This is a genomic window from Roseobacter sp. HKCCA0434, assembly GCF_032464675.1.
Taxonomy (GTDB): Bacteria; Pseudomonadota; Alphaproteobacteria; order Rhodobacterales; family Rhodobacteraceae; genus Pontivivens.
Window position 1 is genome coordinate 14,887 of record NZ_JAWDKL010000004.1, and the last position, 23,231, is coordinate 38,117.

Sequence of the window (23,231 nt, forward strand, 5' to 3'; positions counted from 1 at the left end):
GTCAGTCCTCCGCCCGGCCCTTGATCAGCCGTCGTCGCAGCCAGCCCGACAGGCTGTCCATCGCGAAGACCATCAGCACGATCAGAACGATGTAATAGGTGACTTCCTCCCAATCCTTCTGCGTGATGATCGCCTGGGTCAGCAAAAGCCCGATCCCCCCGCCGGTGATCGCGCCGATCACGGTCGCGGACCGGGTGTTGGACTCCAGATAGTAGAGCACCTGGCTCAACAGGACGGGTACGAGCTGCGGGATCACGCCGAACCGGGCGCGCATCAGCCCGCCCGCACCGGTGGAGCGCACGCCCTCCACCTGCTTGGGATCGACATTCTCCAGCGCCTCGGAAAACATCTTGCCGAAGGTTCCCGTGTCGGTGACGAGTATCGCGAGCGCGCCGGTCAGGGGACCGGGTCCGAAGGCGCGCGACAGAACGACCGTCCAGATCAGTCCATCCACGCCGCGCACGAAATCGAAGACGCGTCGAACGGCAAATCGCAAAGCACCGAGGGGCGCGAAGTTGCGCGCGGCGAGGAACGAGACCGGCAGCGCGATCAGCGCCGCCCCCGCCGTGCCGATGAACGCCATCAGGATCGTCTCGAAGATCGCCCAGGCGACCCGGCCGTGATTCCACATCACGTTGCCCCAGAACCCTTCCCAGATCGCGCCGCCTTCGCCGGCGAAGGCACGACCGAGGAGTTCGCCCGCGCTCAACCCCGAATAGGGGCTGTCGAGGGTGAAGAAGAACAATTCCCACCCGGCGAAATAGCGGAAGACCTCCGTCCGGTTGCGCGTGACGATGAACCGACCCGCATCGGTATCCACGACGATGCGGTTGCGCGAGGCGTTGATCCAGTCGGGGACCTCTTGCGCGGGGAGGGCGGCATTCACACCGCCAGCGCGGCTGGGCTGCGCGGTGATGTCACCATAGCCCGGCACGCTGTAGCGCACGAAGTTGTCGGCACCATATGTCACGATATGACCGTTGCCGAGATCCACGACGGTGTCCGCGCCGAGGATCACCCATGCCGGGCTTTCCCCGTCGGGGTAGCGTCCCTTGCGCTCTCCCTCGAACGCCACCTCGATGTCGCCCGTTCGGTTGTCCCGGCTGACATGGACCTTGTAGGAGACCATGTCCGATATCAGGATCCGCGCATTCTCCCCGTCCGCGCGGGCAAGGAGGCCGGGGCCGTCGAAGGCGAAGAAGACGTAGACCAGATAGGCCAGGATGACCCCCAGCCCGCCCAGCATGGTCAGCCGTGTGCGGCCGAGGACCTTTTCCACAGCCGCGCGGCGTTGCGCGATCGGTGCTGCCGCGTCTTGTGCGAGGGTCATGCCCGTGCTCCCTTGGTCATCCGCTCTCGCAGGACGGAGCCGCCCTGATCGACGGCGACGATCGTCGCGAAGAGCAGGATGAAGATGGCGGCGGCCTCGTCGAAGCGGCCCGGCCCCCACGCCATCGCGTTGCGAAGATCGTAGCCGATGCCGCCCGCCCCCACGAAACCGAGGATCGCGGAGGCGCGTATATTGATCTCGAAGCGCAGCAGCGCATAGCTCAGCCAGTTCGGCCCGACTTGCGGCAGGACGCCGAAGGCCATGCGCTGCCACCAGCTCGCCCCGACGGAGCGCAGACCCTCGACCGGTTTCTGGGAGGCGTTCTCGGCCACTTCGGAGAAGAGCTTGCCGAGCGCGCCCATCGTGTGCAGGGCGATGGCGACCATCGCGGGCACGGGCCCACCGCCGAGGATGAAGATCAAAACGAGCGCGATGACGATCTCGGGAATCGCGCGCAGGGTGTCGAGCACGCGCCGCAGCGGTGCGACGAGCCAAGGCACCGGGGCAAGCCCACGCGTCACCAGGAGGGCGAGGAAGGCTCCCACCAGCCCGCCGATCAACGTGGCGGCGGCGGCGATATTCAGCGTCTCGATCAGCGAGGGAAAATATTCGCCGATCAGTCCCGGCATCGCCGCACGCTTCTCCCACGCTTCGGCGACGACCTCGGACGGGAAGTCGAAGACGTTGTCGATCCCGGCCCAGAACCCGCCCGCGTTGCGGTCGTTCGCGACCATGAAGGCGGAGACCAGCAGAACCACGAAGATCGAGAGAGCCGCGCCGTTCCACAGGCGCTTCGTGCGGACCTGTGCATCATAGGCGGCGCGCAGGTCGGTCAGCGCGTCGGGGGATCGGGCGATGTCGGTCATGGAGTCATCCGTGGACAGGAGGAGCGGAGGCGGGCCATCGCGGCCCGCCCCCCTTTGGCCTGTCAGCCCTCGTTCTCGATGATGCGGCGACGCACTTCGATGATCGTCTCATAGGCGTCGTGGCCGATGTCCTGGAAGCCCGCCGTTTCCCCCGCGGCCACGCCATAGGCGCAGTCCTGGTCGGTGTCGATCAGGTTGCGCACCAGATCGGTCACGGTGGTCTTCACGTCCTCGGGCAGAGCCTGGCGAACGACGACAGGCCCCTCGGGGATCGGGTTGGAGCGCCAGATCTCCACGAGGTCGTTCATGTCGACGATGCCCGCATCCGAGGCACGGCGCAGCGCGCCCGAGTTGTAGCCGTCTTCCCAGTCGCCCAGGCCGTCGGCCCAGGTCACGCCACCGTCGACGTCACCGTTGTTGACCGCGACGATGGTCTGCTCGTGACCGCCGGTGAAGGTGACTTCCTGGAAGTAGTCGCCCGAGTCCATGGTGGAGCCGGTCGCCTGCGGGATCTCCACGGAGGGGATCAGGAAGCCGGAGGTGGAATTGGGATCGCCGAAGCCGAAGACCTTGCCCTGCATGTCCTCCAGCGAGGTGATGCCGCTGTCGGCACGGGCGAAGCCGATGGAGTGGTAGGAGTAGGAGCCGTCGAGGTTGGTCTTCACCAGAACCGGCGTCACCGCCTCGGGGTCCTGCAGATAGGTCGCGGCATAGGAGGACGCGCCGAGCCATGCCATGTCGATCGTGCCGCCCAGCAGGCCCTGGATCACGCCGTTATAGTCGGCGGGGGTGAAGATGTTGACCTCGACACCGCCGAGCGCCTCGGAGATGTAGTCGGCCAGGCACTGGTTGTTGGCCAGACGGTCCTGCGCGTTCTCGCCGCCCAGCACGCCGATGTTGAACTGGCTGATATGGCCTTCGGCGAAGGCCGCGCCGCCCAGCACGGTGGATGCCGCAAGGGCGATTGCGATGGTCTTGGTCATGGGTCTCTCCCGCTGTAGTAGTGCCCGACCCCGCGCTTGGGCGGTGATCGGGCGGATGGAAAACGAAGGTCAGACGGCCGCTTCGGCCTCGTGGATCGCGGCTTCGCGCACGGTTTCGACCGGGCCTCGGCCCGGCAGCGCCGTGGAGGTCGCGGCCTCGGAGAAGTCGTCGCCCGCGCCGTAGATGTCGCGTGCGACGCCGGTGGTAAGTTGATCGGGCGTGCCGTCGAAGACGATCCGCCCTGCATTCATGCCGATCACCCGGTCGCAATAGCGCCGTGCGGTATCGAGCGTGTGCAGATTGCAGATGACCGAACGGCCATCCTCCTCGTGAATGGCCCGCAGGCTGTCCATGACGATCTGGGCATTCATCGGATCGAGCGAGGCGATGGGTTCATCCGCGAGGATGATCTTCGGATCCTGCATCAGCGCGCGGGCGATCGCGACGCGCTGCTGTTGTCCACCCGACAGGGCCTCGGCGCGCTTGGCGGCATGATCCGCGATCCCGAGACGGGCCAGGATATCGATCGCGCGATGCACGTCCTCCTGAGACCAGAGCGCGAAGAGCGCCCGCAGCGTGCCGGTGCGGTTCAGCGTTCCGTGCAGGACGTTGGAGACCACATCCATACGGGGCACGAGATTGAACTGCTGGAAGACCATCGCGCAGTCGGCCTGCCAGCCCCGCGCTTCGGCTCCACGCAAGGTCGTCACGTCCCGCCCCTCGAACCGGATCGCACCTTCGGAGGGACGTTCGAGCAGGTTGAGCATGCGCAGCAGCGTGGACTTCCCCGCCCCGGACTTGCCGATGACGCCGATCATCGCGGGACGCGGCACCTCGATCGACACGGCGTCGACGGCTGTGGCGGGACCAAATCGCTTGGTCAGCTTCTCGATACTCAGCATGGGCTCTCTCTTCCCGACAGGGTCACGCATTCGCGGACCGGGAGAGAGAACACGCCGAGGATGACGCCTCGGTGACGCTTCGACGAAGCAATTTCGACAGTGAGGGGCGCTCGGTTCAGCCGCACCGGCCGCAGGATTAAGGTGGACGGACGGCAACCGCGCCGTCTCCAGCCAATCCGCAGCAAGGGATCAGCCGAACGGGATCCGCTACAATCCGCTCACTGACATACGTCTCGTAAGCGATCCGCTCGCGGTCCATTGTGCCTTTTGCATCGTCGCGTATCCCGACCTTGATCCGCCGAGAGGGCAAAAGGGGGTATTGCGAAGTTTCCGCATGTCGGCCCCGAACCGGTCGACCTCCCTCCCCCGGACGAGGACACAGCCCTCGACAGGAGTCCGAGCGGACCTGTGTCTCTGCAGTGCGGCTTGCTGGAGCCGGACATTCATTATCTCCAAGTCGATGCGCAGCACGAACTTTGGGCGAATCCTTCGTCAATTGGACTCCTGACACCGGTCTAGAAGACTCAAAAAGTCAGATTTTTGTTGAAAACGGCGAAGCATTAAACAACCAATACAATTATAGTTTGATACTATTTAAAATGATTTATTTATTAAAAATCTTTGATGCAGGATGTCGTAGCGAAGTGACGCCGAATGGGTGTTCCTTAAGCCGTTTCTGACCGAAGCCGGGTTCGAGCGTGGCCGTCCGCCCCGTGATCATCGCCTTGTCCTCGATAGTATCTTCTGGATCGCCCGTACCGGCGCGCAATGGCGGGATCTTCCGGATCACTTAGGCAAATGGGCGTCTGTTTACCGACAGATCCGGCGCTGGACGCTCTCGCGTATCCGGGAACTGCTGCTCGACGCTCTGAACGACACCGAAGATGCGCCGCACAATGTCCAGATGATCGACAGTCCCATCGTCTGGACGCATCCGTCGTGCTGCAGGTGCAAGGGGGAGACTCAAAAAGAGGGTTTTTGGCGTTCAAAGGGTGGTTTTACGAACAAGGCTCACCTCCGAACCAATGGCGGCGGCTTGCCCATGAAGGCCGAGTTCACCGGCGGCTGTATCCCGGACTACAAGGGGTACGACCCGGTGTTGAGAGGCGGGCCGGACCCGAAGGTGCCGCTGGCCGACAGAGGGTACGCTGCCATTTGCATACGCAGCGATGTCGAGGCGCGTAGCGGCGCGCCAGTCATTCCCATGCGTAAAATCCGCTAGGTGCGGCTGCCCATCGACGACCTCTCTACGCCCTTCGTAACCCCGTCGAGCGGTTGATCATTACGCTCAAGAACGCATGCCGTATCGCAACGAGATACGACAAGACCGCCGCCTGCCACCTCTGCTTCGTCAACAGAGCCTGATCTGCGTGCAGTACTTTGACCTGGGAGGTTCGAGGTAGGGGCCAACCAGCCCGCCGAAATCATCCACTCCGCCCATAATCAGCCATACCCTCCCAGACCCATCGAAGATCGCCATTGCCAGACTGCCCCCGACCTAGCGGCCTTTCAGGACAGGAAATCGCGCTGGATCACAGCGATGCAAGCCGGGCCCAGGCGGTCCCCGATCTCGGATCCGTGACGGTCTGACCTCCAGGACAGCGCTCATCGGCGCGACACTCCGAAATCCCCCGTCCACCCCGCCGCGGCCCGCTCAGTCGCCCATATGGCGGATATCGAAGGACATGGTGACCTCGCACGCGGCGAGGCCCATTGCAGCCATCTCCGCCATGCCGCCCGCGTCGGGGACCATGCTGGAGATGTCGAGCACCGTGCTCGACCGGATATGGGTGGGCGAGGCGATCCGCATCTCGGCCTCGACGCCGACCCCGCTGCAGGTGTCGCCGTCGCAGGCGCTTTCCTCGAAGATCGAACCGGTCCAGCCGTTCGGGCCCGCAGGCCGCCAGACGGTGCGGTGACCCGGATCGGCGTAGAGGTCGAGCACGGACGGATCGAACCGCCCGCCCCAGGCGAGGCGGCGGCTCTCGGGCGGGCGGTTCAGCGCGCCGGACGCGGTCAGCATCCTCTCCATCATCGGGTTGCATTGCGAGAAGGCGACGTCGCGCACCTCCGCCGCCCACAGCCCGTCGCGCGGCACGATGGCTTCGCCCGCGGGCTCGTCCGGAAACAGGTCGATCTCGCAATCACCATCGCCGCCATGCGCGCGGTGCAGCGCGTCGAGCCCACGCGGATCGAAGCTGAGCGTCTCGCCGGTGGACAGCAGCACGTACCCCTCGGGCGGCGGGGCGACGCCGAGCAGGACGGCGGTCTCCTCCATCGTCGTGGCACCGAGCACGCAGGCGCAGCCCTGTCCGGCGGTGCATTGCGCGACGAGCACCTTCGACTGCCCGTCCTGCGCGAGGGCGGGCAGCGTCGACAAGGTGAGGGCAAGCGCGGCGGTACGGCGAAGCGATGTCATGGTCAGCGTCCCAGAATCTGATCGAGAAGGGCGTCGCGGTCGCGACCGCCGAGCGGGATGGGAATGGCCTGCCCCGCTTCGGCGCCGGGTGTGTCGGCATCCGGCATCGTGCCGGTCCGGCCCATTTCCATGATGTCCTCCATCGACATGCCGTCGAGCACCTGGCGGATCATGTCGGCCCCTTCGGAATTGCCGCCCGAGGCCGCGCCGAGGATCTCGTCGAGCATATTCGACATGGCCGCGTCGGGGGTCGTCGGCCGATCCGCGCCGACCTTTTGCGCCGCGCCCAGCGAGGCGGCGATCAGCCCGAATGCCTCGGCGTTGCGATCGGGACCACACAGACGCCCGGCGGCGGTGGTCGTGCAGGTGCCCTGCGCCTCGGGCACGTTGAGGGTGAGCGTCGGCGTGCCCTTCGGCCCCATGAAGCGGACGCGGGTGCCTTCGGCCACCGTGTGCGCCATGTCGGTGAACCAGCCGCCCGGCAGCGTGACGGCGAGGCCGGTGGCGAGGGTGACGTCGCAAGGAGCGGGGCCGTCGCAGACCTGCCCGACATCCTCGCCCAGGTCCGCGTCCTGCGCGGGCGCCGTCTCTGCCGGGGCGGGGGCGTCGGCCGGGGCACCGGCGTCGGTTGGAGCTGTTGTCGAAGTCGGCGCGCGCGGGGGGGGCGGCGGCGGGGCGGTCGGCTCCGCCGTCGCCTCGGTCTCACTTGCAAGACCCGGCAGCTCCTCCGTTTCGGGCGCATCGGCGCGCACCTCGACCGGTTGACGTCGGATCACGGTGCGGTTGCCCCGCATGTCCTCGACGACATAGCGCAGCTCGTAGCTGCCCGGTTCCTCGGGCGCGGTCAGCGAGCTTTCGACCACGCCGGGCACTCCGCCGTCATACAGGTAGAAATAGTCGATCTCCCCGCTGAACGCCGCGAAGCCCGGAGGAACGATATCGACCCAGAAGTCGCTGTCGACCGGCCCCTCGGCGCGCGCCGGAAACTCGGCACCGGGCCGCACGGCTGCCGGGGCCACGATCTCGCCCTTCGGCTCCGTCACGGTGAAGGGGATCGCAAGCCCGACGGCGCGGCTGTTCACGCCCTGCACGACGTAGCGCAGGTTGTAGTCGCCCGGCTCCACCGGGACGCGGATCGCGGCGGGGTTGCCGTCGCGCGCCCAAGCCCAGGACGTCTCGCCGCTGGTCGCCTCGGTGTCGGCGCGCTGGATGTCGATGTAATCCTCCGCGCCGCCGGGGCCGCGCCAGAACACCTCGATCGTCTCGGCGGGGGCGGCACCGGCCGGACCGTCGAGCACGAATTCCGCCTCGGTCACGGTGATGGGACGCTCCGCCAGAACGGCGTGCTGCCGTTCGGTCGAGACGTAGCGGATCAGGTAATCGCCGGGGCCGGGCGGCATCTGCAGCGAGACCGTGTCGCTGTCGGGGTCCACATAGGCAAAGGTCAGCCAGCGGCCCGGGGTTTCGACATCCTCGACGATCTCCAGGTAGTCATCCTCGGCCCCCGGTCCGGTCCACGCCACATCGATATAGGCAAGGATCGGGGCACTGTCCGCCGCCTCCAGCGTGGCGTCCGGCAGGGGCGCGACCTCCACAATCGGCGGCGCCGCGGCGGTCAGCGTCTGATCCAGCGCATCGGTCAGGGCGGCCCCGTCCGACGCCTCGAAATATCGCCCGCCCGTGTTCTCGGCGAGGCAGGAGACCTGTGCCCCTTCCTCCTCCGTCAGGCCGAAGCCCACGACATGCGCGGTGAAATCGAGGCCCGCCTCCTCCAGCTCGCGTCCCAGGGCACAGGGATCGGCCTCGCAGGTCTCGAGCCCGTCGGTGACGAGCACGACCGTCGCGGGATCCTCGGTGTAGCGCAGGGTCTCGGCAGCCCTGCGCACGGCGGCGGAGAGCGGCGTGCGTCCCTGGAACCGCATGGCCTCGACCGCGCCGAGGATGGCGCCCGAAGTGCCCGCGGCAGGGGGAACCATCACTTCGATATCGGCGCAATCGCCGCGCGTGCGGTGGCCATAGGCGACCAGCCCGATCTCCCGCTCCCGCGGCAGGTCCGCCAGCACCTCGCCCACCGTGCGGCGCGCGATCTCCAGCTTGGGCACGCCGTCGATCTGCCCCCACATCGAGCCGGAGCCGTCCATGACGATGATCGTGCGGGCCGTGACGGCCTCTTGCGCATGAAGGGCGGAGCCCAGAAGCAGCGGAAGGGCGAAGCTGAAAAATCGGGTCATGGGCACTCCGGTGATCGACCTTGTGCGCCGAGTCGTAGGCGTGGGCCACGGGACCGGCCTACTCCCATTTGGTAGATGCAGCGCGTCGTGTGGTCATTTCGGTGCGCCGAACCGCGGGGCTTCCGCCTCAAATCGTGGCAACGACCGCGCGCGAGGACGATCATGGACGAGGTTAGATCCCTTGAGCGCGTGCCCTCTCCACGGCGGGTTCGGACGCCTCTCCGATACCGCACCGAAGCAGCCGGATGGACCGCGCCCCGGACGGTTGATCGGGGGTCAGCGATCCGGCACCGGCTTCCAAGAAACCGCACCGGGCATAGAGGGCCGCCGCCGCCGCATTGGTGTCATAGACCAGAAGAGACATCGTCGTGCATCCGGCCCGCCGCGCCGCCTCCTTGGCTGTTTGCAGCAGCAACCGGCCCAGCCCTGCGCCCCGGCGACCTTCTACGATGGCGAGCGAGTCGACATACCAGCTGCCGACCACATGAGCCTTGAGGCGCGCATAGGGCTGGTCCGTCCCGATCTTCTGCGCCACCATCCGGTAGGCTAGGACGGTGCCGACGACCGTTCCGGCCTCCTCCGCGACCCAGGCGTCGCGCAGCGCGGTCCGCGTCCTGTTCGAGACGATCTCCACCGCGCCGACCGCATAGGGCGTCTGACCCGGCGCCGCCGCGGCGGCCCAGCGGGGTCGTAACAGTCCGCCATCGGCCTCGTCGAAAAGACGCGCCAGCATGTGCGCATCCTTCGCGATGGCCTTGCGGATGCGAAGCGGTCGACCGCTCATCGCTACGTCCGTCGCCACGTGGTGACATGTGACGCCTCGGGGCTGGCAAAGGACGCTCCGGCCCCCGCAACCGGCCGGGCGAGCAGGATCCACGCGTCGCTCCCGGTCTCCCACCCCTCCTTGACGAGCGGCGCCCGCGCGACTTCCGCGAACCCATGTCGGTCGTAGAGCCTGCGCGCGCCCGCATTGCCGCTCGACACGATCAGGCTCAGCCGCCCGATCCCCTGCGCCATCGCGATCCGCTCCGCCAGCAGTAGCAGCCGCGACCCGATCCCCTGCCCCCGTGCTGCCGGCAGACAGGCCAGCACGTTGACATACCAGCTGTCGAGAGCGCGGTTCTCCAGCTCCTGCAGGGGTCGGAACAGCGCGGGCATGTCCGTGCCGATGGGTTGAGGCTCCGACCCGATCGCATAGCCGGTCAGGCAGGCAACCGCCCCGCCGCCTTCGTCCACGACGATGACCTCGCCCGCATGCGCCTTCTGCGCCTGCCGCGCGCGCCCGATCGCCCACGGATCCTCCCCCTCTCGGGCGAGACCGGTCCAGACATGCAGCGGCAGGCCCTCCCCGGCATGGTTGACCAGTTCCGCCAATTGCGGAGCGTCGCGCTCGGTCGCGAGCCGGAACGGCTCTTCGAGTGTCATCATCGGATCGTCCTCATGTGTGAGACGCCGCGCCCCGCTGCGGCAGGGCGAGGCAGATATGTTTGGGATGCCGATGCCCCGACCGGCGACAACCGGGTCGGCATGGAGACACGGACAGGGCCCGGAGCGCAGAGAACGCCGAGGCCGACGGGCGCACCGCTCCCGTTCAGGGGCAAGCGGGTGAACCGAACATCGCCGTGGATGCAGGCGACACCCCGCGCGTCGGGCCGCGACCTGCTCCGGACGGCAGGCGCGCGGGACCAGATGCACTACAGCCGCGCGCGGTAGATGCTCGCGAGCGCACCCGCATCTCCGGCCTCGCAACGCCGCAGCCCGACTGGCGGGCTGATCGGATGCGCCTGGTCCCGGACCGTGACCGGGTGTCAAACGGGTCGCCGACCATGCCTGCCTGCGCCGCCTCCGCTCAGGCCGCCCGGATCCGGCAGCAGCAATCCGCCATCGCCTCGATATGGCGATGGTCGGTGCCGCAGCAGCCGCCATAGACGCGCAGGTTGGGAAGCATCCGCTTGAGTTGCGCGTAGTCGCGCCCCAGTTCGGCCGGGTTCCCCGCGTCGAGTTCCTCCGCCTCGTCGAGTTCCGCATGGCTCTGCCGCGATGCATTCGCCCGCACACCCAGGACGCGCTGCAACCACGCGGCATCGGATTCAAGCGCGGCCCGGAAATGATCGGGATGGGCGCAGTTGATCATGAAATAGGCCGCTCCCCCGTCCGTCAGCTCGTCGGTCCGCTCGAAGGCCTCGCCCAAAGGGGTTCCGTCCGGCAGGCGTCCATCGGTCTCCGTTGTGTAGGACAGGACGACGAGCATCCCCGCTTCGGCCGCCGCGCGCACGATGCCCACGCCCTCGTTCACGGTCGAGATCGTGAAGGCGCTGACCATGTCGGCCTCCGTGTCCACGAACCAGCCGATCTGCTCGGCGTGGAAGGCCTGCGCCTCCTCCGCGCTCATCGTCATGTCCGGCTGGTAGCCGTCACCGCGCGGGCCGATATTGCCCGAGATCACGATCGGCGAGACGCTCGACGCCTCCCGCCGCACCTCCACCAGCAGGTCGATGGCGCTCTTGTTGAACCGGGCCAGATCGTCCGGCGAGTGGCCGAGCTGCGCCCCCCAGTCCCGGCTGGCCCGCCAGGTCGGCGCCTCGAGCAGGAAGCCCGTGCCGTGATCGGCCGCGATGGCGAGATGCCGCTGGAAATAGCTCTTGAGCACTTGCCGCCCCTCGCTGGTGCCCAGAAGCGGATAGGACGCGAAGCATGGCAGATCATGCCCCTCGAGGAAGATCAGGGTCGTCTCCAGCCCCGCATCGGTCAGCAGCTCGGCCCCTTCGACCTGCGGAAGCCCGTTCCGGTAAAGCGCGCGCATCACAGCCACCCCCCCGGATTGGAGTCGCGGGCGGAGCGGAACGCCTCCTCGGACCCGCGTCGGTCGATCCCGAGATCGCGGCACATGTGGGTGCTCGTGGGAAGTGTCGGACCGCGACGGCGACGTCGACGCAGCGAATTGCAGATGAACTTGAACATGACGGGTGCCTTTCGATTGACGCCCGCTCCTGTGCACATCCTCCGTTTCCCGCAGGGTCGGCCTGCCGTTACAGTGCCGTTAAAAGAACCGCGCAGACCGCGAACTTCGTTTACCCGCCGGTCGTTCGGCCCCCAAATGGGCCGTGCCACCAGAATCACCGCACGTCTCAGCGACGGGAGCCATGCAACAGCGCGTCGCCATCAACCTGTTCGGTCAGTTCGAGCTGCGCCTCGACGGTGTGCCCGTGCGCCTGCCGACGCGGAAGGTCGAAGCGATTCTGGCGCTCCTCGCCATCGAGCCCGACGTCGCGCTCAGCCGGTCGACACTCGCGGCCCTGCTCTGGCCCGGACAGCCCGACGCGCAGGCACGGTCCTCGCTCCGGCAGGCGATCTTTCGGCTGAAGACGGCGCTGGAGCCCTCGGATGCCCTGGTCGTGACCCCCGGCTGGATCAAGCTTTACGGCGACCGGATCGCGCGCGACATCGATGCGCTCGATCGCGTCGACGCGGTGTCGGCGCTTCCGCTCGGCCAGCCGCTCGAGGGCATGAGCGGGTTCGAGTCCGAGATTGAGGATCGGCTCGACGCGGCGCGGGCGGACCTGCGCGCCCGCCTTATGGCCCGGCTGGAACGGGCCGAGGCCGCGGCGCTGTCGGGGCGGCGCTTCTCCGATCTAGAAAGCCTCGCGCGGCGCCATCTCGTGCTCGACGGCTATGACGAGCACGCCCTGCGGATGCTGATGACCGCCCTCTGGCGGCAAGGCCGCCGCAACGCGGCCCTGGAGCTCTTTCGCGAGACGGGCCGACGGATCCGCGCCGATCTGTCGGTCTCGGTCGATCCCTCCACCACCGCGCTCTACGAGGAAATCCGGGCGGAACCGCCCGCGTCAGAGGACCGGACGCAGCCGGCGATCGCCACCGCACCGCGCGCCCCCACCGCCTCGCCCCCGGACCGGGAGGCGGACGCGACCCTGCCCCACCTTCGGCATGTGGCCGTCATGCACATCGTCTCGGACCGCCTGCTGGCCGCGTTGCGCCACCGCGACCCAGAGGATGCGGAGGCCGCCAGCCGCGAAGCCTCCGACGCCATCGAGCGGGCCGTGCGGCGTGAGGGAGGTCTGGTCCAGGGCCGGGCCGGGCACCGCCTGTCCTGCATCTTCGGCGTGGATCGCCCCGACGAGAGCCCGGCCCTGTCCGCCACCTTCGCCGCGTTCGAGATCGCGCGTCTCGACTGTGCCGTGGGCGTCGACACGTCCCGCGCCCTGATCGGCGACGACCGGGGCGGCTCTCCGGCCGTCCACCTCGCACAGACCCTCGCCGAGGCGGCAGCCAGCGGCGACGTCCTGCTCACCGACAGGGTGGCTGCGGCCTGCTGCGGGGCCTTCTCGTTCACGGCGGCGGCCCCCCTTCAGTCGGACGGGCAGGCACCGGTTCCGGTCTGGCAACTGGTCGGGGAGATCCTCTCGCGCGGCAGCTTCGACATCCGCAAGGCACGTGGCCTGACCCCCTTCATCGGGCGGGAGCGGGAGCTCGACGAGGTCCACGCCCTCGCCGCGGCAGCCGGTCCGAGGGCCGTGGCGATCACGGGCGAGGCCGGGATCGGGAAATCGCGTTTCGTGCACGAGGCGCTCACCCGGCTCGGGCCCGTGCACCTGCTGCGCGTGCAGTTCCACTCCAGCGAGATCGGCGGCGGCATCGCCCGCTTCGCCTCCGTGCTGGCCTCGCTGATCGGGGACAGGGTGGCCGACGATCCCGTGACCGCCCTCGATGCGGTGATCCCCGATCCCACCCTGCGCCGCCGGATCGCCCCGGTCGAGGCGCTCTTCGCGACGCGCGACGACACGGGCGGCACCGGCGAGATGCCCAGGAGCCTACACCTGCAGGCAATCGCCGATGCGTTGCTGCTTGCGGTTCAACTGCTGGCGGGCCGCGATGCGGTGCTGCTGATCGAGGACGCGCATTGGGCGGACGAGGACGGCGCGACGCTCGCCCATCGGATCGTCCGGTCGCTCGACCGCGACGGCCCGCTGGTGATCGTCACGCTGCGCCCCGGCGCCGACCTCAACCTCTCCACCGTCACCGGCCTGCGCGCCCTGACGCTCGCTCCCCTGTCGGAGGCCGAGAGCATCCGCCTGCTCGCCCACCTCGGCCGCGATGCGTCCGGCGACATCACCGCACGATCGGGAGGCGTGCCGCTGTTCCTCGAAGAGATCGCACGGCTCGACCCGGCCCTGGACGGGGAGGATCGCCCGGTCCCCGAGACGGTGGCGAGCCTGCTCACCCGCCGCATCGACGCCCTTCCACCCCATCTGCGCCGGACCATCGAGGCCGCCGCCATCCTCGGATCGGAACCTGCCGACGATCTGCTGCAACCGCTGTCCGGGCTCCGCCCCGATGCCTACGAGGCTGCCATCGCCGAACTCGCGGACGGCGACCTGCTCTACCGCATCCGGTCGCTGCCGCAGCGCGTCTACGGCTTCAAGCATGCGCTGGTTCAGGAGGCCGCCTACCAGGCGATCCCGACAGGCCGGCGCAAGGACCTGCACGCCAGGGTCGTCGATCTGCGGCACGCGGACTGGCGCGCGGGCGACAAGACCCTCAGCGCAATGCTCGCGCATCATGCGCTCGAAAGCGACCAGTTCGCCAAGGCGGTCGAGCTGGCGCTCTGCGCGACCGAGCAGGCCGTCGCGCGATCGTCCTATCCGCTCGCCAACGCGATGCTCGCCATCGCGCTCCAAAGCGCCCGCGCCCTTCCCCCGACACCCGAACATCGCCGGACCGAGGCGCAGATCCTCGCGTGGCAGCGCCCGCTGCACCCCCTCGCCCATACCGAGACGATGTGGCAAAACCTCAAACGCTCTCGCGAGATCGCCCGCGACCTCGGCGACGACCGGCTCCTCGTGGATGCGTGCATCCACCTGTCCTACTACACGTCCGACAATGGCCGGTTCCCGGCCTCGCTGACCTATTGCGACGAAGCCGCCGCGGCCGCCGACCGGATCGGAGATCGCACCCTGCAAGCAGAGGCCGCGATGGTCCGCGCCCGGTCGTATTTCGCGCAAGGCAAGTTCGCCGCGACCCTCGCCGCGCTCGAGAAGGTCGGCTCCTTCTGGGACGATCGCACGCGGGAGCGGGGGGATTTCGTGCTGACCCGGTATGTGTTCCTCCGCCACCTGCAAACCTGCTGTCATGCCGCCTTGGGTCATGCCGAAATGGCCGTTCGTCGCGGGCGGGAGCTGGTCACCGCCGGCCAGGCGACGGGCCGCCCCGTCGACCTGTTCGTCGCCTTCCTGTCGCTGGGCGAGGTGCTCGCCGCTGCGGACCGCCGCGAGGACGCCATGCGGATCTTCGCGAGGTCCGCCGAGGTCGCGCGCGACTCCGAGCTCCTGCACTTCGTCCAATGGGCGGACACGCGATCCGCGGAACTGGCCCTGCAGCCCCCCGGACTGCAAACGACCGAGGCCGAGGCCGAGGCGCAGCTCCTCGCCGCGGTTCGGAGCGAGGAGCTCAGCCTGTTCATCCGGCTGTCCGCCGAGGCCGCGCTGGCCTGCCATGCGTTTCGGGACGCCCCCGACGTCGATCCCGCGCGGCTCGAAGCGCTCCTCCCTCGGGTGCGCGAGGTCGACCTCCCGGCGGTGGAACTGCGGATTCTCGACACCCTGGCCCGTTCGGATCCGGATGGCACGCGCGGATGGGCGGCGGCGGCCGGGACGATCCGCGCAGCCCAGGAATACGCTCCATGCATTTTGTCGGACGAAGATGCGATGGCGTTGTTGCAGGCCACGGGCTGACCGCTTCCGAGACCGCTGCGGACCATGCGTCCCCGATGGTCGCAGGACCGGATCGGTGCGGCGCCGCCCCTCGCGACATGTCGCCCTGCCGCGTCGGGTCCGGCGCGGGCAAGCCCGAAATCTGCCATACGCGTGCCATACGCATTCCATACGCATCGCAGACCGCCATTTCCGGGCTGGACGCTCTCCCTCTTCCCCCGCACCATGCGGCCTTTCGAGACAGGAGGTCGTCATGGATTACGGTGTTGCAAGCTGGGCCGAGCTGGCCCCCGATCTCGTCGCCGTTGCCGCCGGGCGAGCGGCTGCGGACCTCGTGATCCGGGGCGGCACCTGGGTCAACGTTTATACCCGCGAGCTATTGCAAGACCATGATATCGCGATCAAATCCGGTCGCTTTGCCTATTGCGGCCCCGATGCGTCCCACTGTATCGGCGAGGCCACCGAGGTGATCGAGGCGCAGGGCCGCTACATGCTGCCGGGGCTGTGCGACGCGCATATGCATGTCGAGAGCGGCATGCTCACCGTCACCGAGTTCGCCCGCGCCGTGATCCCCCACGGCACCACCTCCATGTTCATCGACCCCCACGAGATCGCCAACGTCCTCGGCCTCGAAGGCGTCCGCCTGATGCATGACGAGGCACTGGCTCAACCCGTTAATATCTATACGCAAATGCCGTCCTGCGCGCCCTCCGCGCCGGGGCTGGAAACGACAGGGGCGGAGCTCGGCCCCGACGAGGTGGCCGAGGCGATGACCTGGCCCGGCATCATCGGGCTGGGCGAGATGATGAACTTCCCCGGTGTCATCAACGGCTCGCAGCAGATGCTGGCGGAGATCGCGGCGACGCAGGATGCGGGCAAGACCGTGGGCGGGCACTACGCCTCCCCCGACCTCGGTCCCGCCTTCCACGCCTATGCGGCGGGCGGCCCGGCGGATGATCACGAAGGCACCAGCGAGGCCGACGCCATCGCCCGCGTGCGACAGGGGATGAAGGCGATGATGCGTCTCGGCTCAGCCTGGTACGACGTCGAGGCGCAGGTGACCGCGGTGACGCAGAAGGGGCTCGACCCGCGGGGCTTCATCCTGTGCACGGACGATTGCCATTCTGGCACGCTGGTCAATGACGGGCACATGAACCGCGTGGTGAGGCACGCCATCGCCTGCGGGCTCGACCCCGTGATCGCGATCCAGATGGCGACGATCAACACCGCCACGCATTTCGGGCTGGAGCGCGAGATCGGCTCGATCGCGCCGGGGCGGATCGCGGATGTGATCCTGACCTCGGACCTGCGGGATCTGCCGATCGAAATGGTGATCGCGCGCGGGCGCGTGGTGGCCGAAGGCGGCACGCTCGCCGATCTGCCCGTGGCGTTCGACTGGCCGCAGCACGCGCGGGCCACGGTAAATATGGCGCGCGACCTCGAAGCGGGGGACTTCGACATCGCGGCGGAGGGGGACGCCGTGCGCGCCCGTGTCATCGGCGTGGTGGAGAACCAGGCACCGACCAAGGCGCTGGAGGCGGATCTGCGGGTCGACGACGGGATCGTGGCGATGGATCCCGCAGGCGACGTCTGCCAGATCGCGCTGGTCGAACGGCACCGCGCGACGGGCGGCGTGACCAACGGATTCGTGTCGGGCTTCGGCTATCGGGGCGAGATGGCGATGGCCTCGACCGTCGCGCATGACAGCCACCACATGATCGTCGTCGGCACCTCGAAGCGCGACATGGCGCTGGCCGCGAACCGGCTGCGCGCGGTCGGGGGCGGCATCTGCCTGTTCCGCGATGGCGAGGAGATCGCGATGGTCGAGTTGCCGATCGGCGGGCTGATGTCGGATGCGCCCGCGCAAGAGGTCGCCGAGAAGGCGCAAGGCATGATGGACGCGATGCGGGCCTGCGGGTGCGATCTGAACAACGCCTACATGCAGCACTCGCTGCTGGCGCTGGTGGTGATACCGGAGCTACGCATCTCGGATATCGGGCTGGTCGACGTGACCCGGTTCGAGACCGTGGACCTGTTCGTGCGCTGATCTTTCCCCGCGGGTAAGCGGTTAGCGCCGCGCGGTCCCCGCAGAGGCGGAGCGCACCGGAGACCGGGACGCCGTACAGTCCCGGTCGTGGGGGCGCCGACGGGATATCAAGGGCTTAGCCTTTACCCGCGGGGAATGGGCTTCCGGTGGCAGCGGCGCCGGTCTGTCGGACGGGGCGGTATTCCTCTTTCCCCGCGGGGAAAGGGTCAAGGTGCGTTAGGCAAGGTTAACGGAACGCCCGCGCCCATCTGGGGCATTCCCTTTCGGCGCGCGGGGTGATAGCGCAGATGCGTATCCCGGACGGTCGCAACAGCACCGTCGCACAGATCGAGTAAAGAGGGCGACGAGACCCTCGCCGGAGATACACAGATGCGCGTTCCCTTTGCCCAAGCCGAAGTTTCGGTCCTGACGCCGGAGACGGCCCCCGCCCACAGCTTTACCGATGCCGAGGAGGCGGTCGCGGCGATCATCGCGATCTACGACCGCGCCACCACCTTCCTTCGCGAGCATTTCGCCGAGGTGATGAACGGCGCGGAGCCGCAGGGCCGCTACCGCGCGTTCTACCCGCGGCTGGAGATGACGACGACCAGCTTCGCCTGGGTCGACAGCCGCCTGAGCTTCGGCCATGTCAGCGAGCCGGGCACCTACAGCGCGACGCTGACCCGGCCCGACCTGTTCCGTAACTACCTGGTCCAGCAGATCGGCCTGCTGATGAAGAACCACAATGTGCCGGTGCAGGTCAGCGTGTCGGACACGCCGATCCCGCTGCACTTCGCGCTGCCCGAGGGCGCGCATGTGGAGGGCGCGATCGAGGACCGGCTGGGCGGGCCGCTGCGCGACGTGTTCGATGTGCCCGACCTCGAGACCACCAACGACGATATCGTCAACGGTGTCGCGGGGCGCGACGCGATGGGGCGGCGGCCGCTGGCCGCGTTCACCGCGCAGCGCATCGACTATTCGCTGGCGCGGCTGGCGCACTACACCGCGACCAGCCCCACCCATTTCCAGAACCACGTCCTGTTCACCAACTACCAGTTCTACATGGACGAGTTCGTGACCTGGGCGAAGGCGCAACTGGACGACGCGGACTCGGGCTATGTCGCCTTCGTCGAGCCGGGCGGGGCCGTCACGACCCGCGACGGGGCCACCGGCACGCCGACCGCGAAGATGCCGCAGATGCCGACCTATCACCTGACGCGCGAGGACGGGAACGGCATCACGATGGTCAATATCGGCGTGGGCCCGTCCAATGCGAAGACCATCACCGACCATATCGCGGTGCTGCGCCCCCATGCCTGGCTGATGCTGGGCCATTGCGCGGGCCTGCGCCACAGCCAGAGCCTGGGCGACTACGTGCTCGCCCATGCCTATGTGCGCGAGGACCACGTGCTCGACGACGACCTGCCGGTCTGGGTGCCGATCCCGGCGCTGGCCGAGATCCAGGTCGCGCTGGAGGACGCGGTGGAGAAGGTGACGGGGCTGGAGGGCTACGAGCTGAAGCGGATCATGCGCACCGGCACCGTCGTCACCATCGACAACCGCAACTGGGAGCTGCGCGACCAGTCCGGCCCCGTGCAGCGGCTGAGCCAGAGCCGGGCGGTCGCGCTCGACATGGAAAGCGCCACGATCGCGGCCAACGGCTTTCGCTTCCGCGTGCCCTACGGCACGCTGCTCTGCGTGTCCGACAAGCCGCTTCACGGAGAGCTGAAGCTGCCCGGCATGGCCACCGATTTCTACAAGCGCCAGGTGGCACAGCACCTCGAAATCGGCATCAAGGCGATGGAGGCCCTGCGCGACATGCCGCTGGAGAAACTGCACTCGCGCAAGCTGCGAAGCTTCGACGAGACCGCTTTCTTGTGATTCTGCCCCGCGATCAAGGGACATTTCACACCGAAAACGGGCAGGAAAAGCGTTGCGAGCCTCAGCCGAATAAGGTCAATATTGCGCGACCACGGCCCGACCCGGCCGCACGACAAACGACAATGAGAGACGTATAGGGAAACTCATGACTCAGAAACCGATGACCAAGACCCAGCTCGTCGCCGCCCTCGCCGAGTCCACCGAGAGCGACAAGAAATCCGCTGGCGAGTTTCTCGACGCGCTGTCCGAGATCATCACCAAGGAAGTGACCGCCGGCGGCGCCGTCACCATCCCCAACGTGGGCAAGGTGTTCTGCCGCGACCGTCCCGAGCGGATGGTGCGCAACCCCGCCACGGGCGAGCAGATGAAGAAGGAAGCCGACCGCGCCGTGAAGGTGACGATCGCCAAGGCGCTGAAGGACTCGGTCAACGCCTGATCCGGGTTTTCCGGCACGACATCGCGAAGGCCGCGCGGGGAGGCACCCCGTGCGGCCTTCTGCATTTGCGACGGTAGCCGAAATGCAACTAGGGGAATTGGCCGGATCGGGATAACGTGATCGCTTGATGCTGCATCCGTCCTCGCGATCGGGAGAGGCCAATGGTCGAGACCGGACTTCAGGAGTTCATCGCCGGCAGCCTGTCCGCGCAGACCCCCGTCGCGCTGTGGGACCACACGTTCGCCTACATGCAGGCGCAGGGGGCGGACAAGATGAGCTACCACCACTTCCGCGCAGGCGACGGTGCGCGGATCGACATCATGGCCGACGGCTTTCCCGAGGACTGGGTCTGCGAGTACATTTCGGATGAGCTCTACAAGGTCGATCCGATCCCGGAACTGGCCGCGCAGATGACGCGGCCGTTCCGGTGGTCGGACACGGCCCGGCTCGCCTCGCTGGCGCGGCGGCAGCGCGACTACCTGGAGACGATGCAGGATCGCGGGATCGGCGACGGGCTGGCGATCCAGGTCTTCGGTCCCGGCCTGCGGAACGGCTATGTCGGACTGGGCTTTCCGCAGGGGACAGTCCCGAGCTCGGCCCGTGTCATCTCGGAATTGCAGATGGCCGCGCAGGTGGCGCATCAGCGCTATTGCGAGATGACCGATAACGAGGTCTGGCAACGGCCCGAACTCAGCCCGCGCGAGCGGGAGATCCTGCGCTGGATCGCGCGCGGCCGCAGCAACTCGCAGATTTCGCAGGTGCTCAACATCTCGCCGCACACGGTCGATGCCCACCTGCGCAAGATCTACGACAAGCTGGGCGTCACGGACCGGACCTCGGCGGCGATCGTGGGGCTGGGGTCCAGCCTGATCCAGCCGCGCGTGCAGCGCGTGCGACGCAGCGACGTGGAGCGTGGCGACATAAAATAACGTGGCTCCGTTATGACCCGTCGGACCGAAACGGCTTATGGCTGGTGCGGTGATGTGACACGGGGGGGGAGTGCGCTCGATGCCCGACACGACCGAGATTCTGAAGGCCGCGCTGGACCGGGACAGGCGTCAGACCGATGGCGTGCGCGCCCTGCAGATCGCGGCGGAGCTGCTGGAACATGCGGCTTACGAGATGATCGGCGATCGCGGTCCGGCGCTGGCCGCACGGCTGATCCGGATGGCGGCGGAGGTCGACACGCTGACGCGGACGCCTACGGGCCTGCCGAACTGACGCAACGCCTTGTCGGCGCACCGGGTTCGGGGGGACCCGCGCCGACCGGTCGCGGGCCGTGCCGCAGCCTTTCCACCGGGGGTAGGAAAGACGCGGCGCGGCCCCGATCATTTATCGAGGGTCGAGAACGGCGTGCCGTCGGCCCCGAGGCGCGCCAGCAGCGGAGAGACGGTCCAGCTGCCCGGATCGGCCTCGGCGATGCCACGCATGGTGGCGAGCACCGTGTCGGTGCCGCGGGCATCCGCCTCCTGCATCGGGCCGCCGCGCCAGCGCGGGTATCCGTAGCCCATCATCTTGACCACATCGATGTCGAGCGGACGTTCGGCGATGCCTTCCTCCAGGATCGCAGCCGCCTCGTTCACCTGCACGGCGTGGAGCATGGCGACGATCTCCTCGTCGGAGAAGCTGCGCGGGGCGATGCCGCGCGCTTCCCGCTCGCATGCGATGATCGCGTCGGTTTCGGGCGAGGGGCGGGCGACGCGGCTGCCGTCGTCATAGGCGTAGTAGCCCCGGCCCGTCTTCTGGCCCAGTGCGCCGTCCTCGACGATCAGGTCGGGGATGCGGGAATAGCGCTGGTCGGCGGGACGCGTCGCGGCCTCTCGCTTGCGGTTGGAATAGCCGATCTGGAGGCCTGCCATGTCGAACATCTCGAACGGGCCCATCGGCATTCCAAAGGCCTTCATCGCGCCGTCGATCTGTGCGGGACTGGCGCCGTCCTCCAACAGGTATCCCGCCATGCGGCCATAGGCGCCGAGGATGCGGTTGCCGATGAAACCGTCGCAGATGCCCGACAGCACCGCCACCTTGCGCATCCGCTTGGCGAGCGCGAAGCCCGCGGCCAGCACCTCCGCCGCGGTGTCGGGCGTGCGCACGACCTCCACCAGCCGCATGATGTGAGCGGGCGAGAAGAAGTGGAGCCCCATGATCCGATCCGGGTTCGGCACTGCGCCCGTGAAGCTGGTCGGGTCGATATAGGAGGTGTTGGTGGCCAGGATCGCATCGCCGCGCGCGTGGGTGGCGAGCGCGTCGAAGACGGCGCGCTTGACGTCCGTGTCCTCGAACACCGCCTCGATCACCATGTCGGCCTCGGCCACCGCCTCGTAGCCGGTCGCGGTCGTCAGGCGGGCCAGTGTCGCGTCGCGCTGGTCCTCGGTCATCTTGCCGCGCTTGACGGCGGAGGCGAGGTTGCCCGCGATCCGGTCCCGCGCACCCGCCGCGGCCTCCTCCGACTGCTCGACCACCGTGACCGGCAAGCCGGAGGTCAGCGCGGCGGTGGCGATGCCCGATCCCATCAGCCCGCCGCCGATGATGGCGAGCGAGGCGACCTCGCGCGGGGTGACACCGTCGAGTGCCGCGGGTTTGGCGACTGCCCGCTCGGCGAAGAAGGCATGGCGCAGGGCCTGCGATTGCGCGCTCGCCTTGAGGTCCATGAACGCCTGCCGCTCCAGCTTCATCCCCTCGGCGAGGTCGGTCTCGAAGGCCTTGCGCACGGTGTCGAAGCCACGGACGGGGGAGATCTGGCCGCGCGCCTTGCGCGTCACGTCTTCGCGCAGTTCCTCCCAGTCCTCGGAGGTGAGGTCGGTCTGCGCCGGGCCGGGGTCGAGGCGCGGGACGGGTTTTGCCGCCGTATCGCGGGCGAAGTGCAGCGCGTCAGCGGGCAGGTCGGTCACGATGCGGTCGATCAGGCCCATCCGCTCCGCCTCCTCGGTGCAGATCGGCGCGCCGGTCGTGACCAGCTTCACCGCGGCGGCGGCGCCGGAGATGCGCGGCACGCGCTGGGTGCCGCCCGCGCCGGGGACGAGGCCAAGGGAGACTTCCGGCAGGCCGAGCTTCGTGTCTGGATGTGCGATGCGGTAATGGCAGCCGAGCGCCGTTTCCAGCCCGCCGCCCAGCACGGTGCCGAAGAGGACGGCGGTCCAGGGCTTCCGGGCCGCGTGGATACGCTCCACCACCTCGGGCAACCACGGCTCCAGCGCGCCGCCGTCGAATTCGCGGATGTCCGCCCCGGCGATGAAGGTGCGGCCCGCGCAGGTCAGCAGCACCGCCTCGATCTGCGGGTCGGCGTCGAGCGTGGCGACGGCGTCCCACAGTCCCTGCCGGACTGCCTGGCCGACGGCGTTGACCGGTGGGTTGTCGATCTCGACGATGGCGATTTCGCCGTCGTGGCGGATGGTGACGGGCGTGCCCATGATGTGTCCTCCCCTGTT

At 68.1% G+C, this 23,231-nt stretch carries 17 protein-coding genes; 7 read left to right on the forward strand and 10 right to left on the reverse strand.

Annotation, left to right across the window (positions count from 1 at the left end; genetic code table 11):
- Position 1: 1 nt before the first annotated feature.
- From phnE (RX333_RS04010) to phnC, 4 genes are all read right to left on the reverse strand, one after another.
- Positions 2–1,330, reverse strand: a complete 1,329-nt coding sequence (gene phnE, locus RX333_RS04010) for a phosphonate ABC transporter, permease protein PhnE (RefSeq protein WP_316013630.1) — start codon at positions 1,328–1,330, stop codon at positions 2–4.
- On the reverse strand, positions 1,327–2,196 hold the full coding sequence (phnE, locus tag RX333_RS04015; RefSeq protein WP_316013631.1) for a phosphonate ABC transporter, permease protein PhnE: 870 nt from the start codon (positions 2,194–2,196) through the stop codon (positions 1,327–1,329). Before phnE (RX333_RS04015) ends, phnE (RX333_RS04010) begins: the two co-directional genes overlap by 4 nt.
- Before the next feature lie 62 nt (positions 2,197–2,258).
- Entirely contained in the window at positions 2,259–3,179 is a 921-nt protein-coding gene (phnD, locus tag RX333_RS04020) for a phosphonate ABC transporter substrate-binding protein (RefSeq protein ID WP_316013632.1), read from the reverse strand.
- A 69-nt stretch (positions 3,180–3,248) separates the two neighbouring features.
- Positions 3,249–4,082, reverse strand: a complete 834-nt coding sequence (gene phnC, locus RX333_RS04025; protein WP_316013633.1) for a phosphonate ABC transporter ATP-binding protein — start codon at positions 4,080–4,082, stop codon at positions 3,249–3,251.
- A 658-nt stretch (positions 4,083–4,740) separates the two neighbouring features.
- On the opposite strand from phnC, the gene RX333_RS04030 reads away from it, so the two are divergent.
- A protein-coding gene (locus RX333_RS04030) for an IS5 family transposase (RefSeq protein WP_410056043.1) occupies positions 4,741–5,447 on the forward strand; the annotation gives its coding sequence in 2 pieces (ribosomal slippage) (positions 4,741–5,302 and positions 5,302–5,447; 708 coding nt in all).
- A 289-nt stretch (positions 5,448–5,736) separates the two neighbouring features.
- Here the strand turns inward: RX333_RS04030 and RX333_RS04035 are convergent.
- The 5 genes from RX333_RS04035 to RX333_RS04055 form a co-directional block, all read right to left on the reverse strand.
- Positions 5,737–6,501, reverse strand: a complete 765-nt coding sequence (locus RX333_RS04035) for a hypothetical protein (RefSeq protein WP_316013634.1) — start codon at positions 6,499–6,501, stop codon at positions 5,737–5,739.
- A 2-nt stretch (positions 6,502–6,503) separates the two neighbouring features.
- Positions 6,504–8,732: a vWA domain-containing protein gene (locus RX333_RS04040; protein ID WP_316013635.1), complete on the reverse strand. Its 2,229-nt coding sequence runs from the start codon at positions 8,730–8,732 to the stop codon at positions 6,504–6,506.
- A 172-nt stretch (positions 8,733–8,904) separates the two neighbouring features.
- Positions 8,905–9,465: a GNAT family N-acetyltransferase gene (locus tag RX333_RS04045; RefSeq protein ID WP_316013636.1), complete on the reverse strand. Its 561-nt coding sequence runs from the start codon at positions 9,463–9,465 to the stop codon at positions 8,905–8,907.
- A gap of 53 nt (positions 9,466–9,518) precedes the next feature.
- A complete protein-coding gene (locus RX333_RS04050) occupies positions 9,519–10,160 on the reverse strand; it encodes a GNAT family N-acetyltransferase (protein ID WP_316013637.1) in 642 nt (213 codons plus the stop codon).
- Between the two features lie 421 nt (positions 10,161–10,581).
- Positions 10,582–11,535: a homocysteine S-methyltransferase family protein gene (locus RX333_RS04055; protein WP_316013638.1), complete on the reverse strand. Its 954-nt coding sequence runs from the start codon at positions 11,533–11,535 to the stop codon at positions 10,582–10,584.
- Between the two features lie 340 nt (positions 11,536–11,875).
- On the opposite strand from RX333_RS04055, the gene RX333_RS04060 reads away from it, so the two are divergent.
- From RX333_RS04060 to RX333_RS04085, 6 genes are all read left to right on the forward strand, one after another.
- Positions 11,876–15,481, forward strand: coding sequence for an AAA family ATPase (locus RX333_RS04060; RefSeq protein ID WP_316013639.1), 3,606 nt, complete (start codon positions 11,876–11,878; stop codon positions 15,479–15,481).
- A 232-nt stretch (positions 15,482–15,713) separates the two neighbouring features.
- Positions 15,714–17,507, forward strand: coding sequence for an adenine deaminase (ade, locus tag RX333_RS04065; protein ID WP_316013640.1), 1,794 nt, complete (start codon positions 15,714–15,716; stop codon positions 17,505–17,507).
- A gap of 369 nt (positions 17,508–17,876) precedes the next feature.
- The gene (locus tag RX333_RS04070; RefSeq protein ID WP_316013641.1) at positions 17,877–19,367 is read left to right on the forward strand and encodes an AMP nucleosidase; all 1,491 of its coding nucleotides are present in this window, start codon (positions 17,877–17,879) and stop codon (positions 19,365–19,367) included.
- 145 nt (positions 19,368–19,512) lie between these two features.
- On the forward strand, positions 19,513–19,803 hold the full coding sequence (locus RX333_RS04075) for an HU family DNA-binding protein (RefSeq protein WP_316013642.1): 291 nt from the start codon (positions 19,513–19,515) through the stop codon (positions 19,801–19,803).
- A gap of 161 nt (positions 19,804–19,964) precedes the next feature.
- Positions 19,965–20,732, forward strand: a complete 768-nt coding sequence (locus tag RX333_RS04080; RefSeq protein WP_316013643.1) for a LuxR family transcriptional regulator — start codon at positions 19,965–19,967, stop codon at positions 20,730–20,732.
- Positions 20,733–20,811: 79 nt separating this feature from the next.
- Positions 20,812–21,024: a hypothetical protein gene (locus RX333_RS04085; RefSeq protein WP_316013644.1), complete on the forward strand. Its 213-nt coding sequence runs from the start codon at positions 20,812–20,814 to the stop codon at positions 21,022–21,024.
- Positions 21,025–21,131: 107 nt separating this feature from the next.
- Here RX333_RS04085 and RX333_RS04090 read toward each other — a convergent pair whose 3' ends face one another.
- Positions 21,132–23,213 carry an FAD-dependent oxidoreductase gene (locus tag RX333_RS04090; RefSeq protein ID WP_316013645.1) on the reverse strand — a complete coding sequence of 694 codons (2,082 nt, stop codon included), beginning with the start codon at positions 23,211–23,213 and terminating at the stop codon, positions 21,132–21,134.
- Positions 23,214–23,231 lie beyond the last annotated feature (18 nt).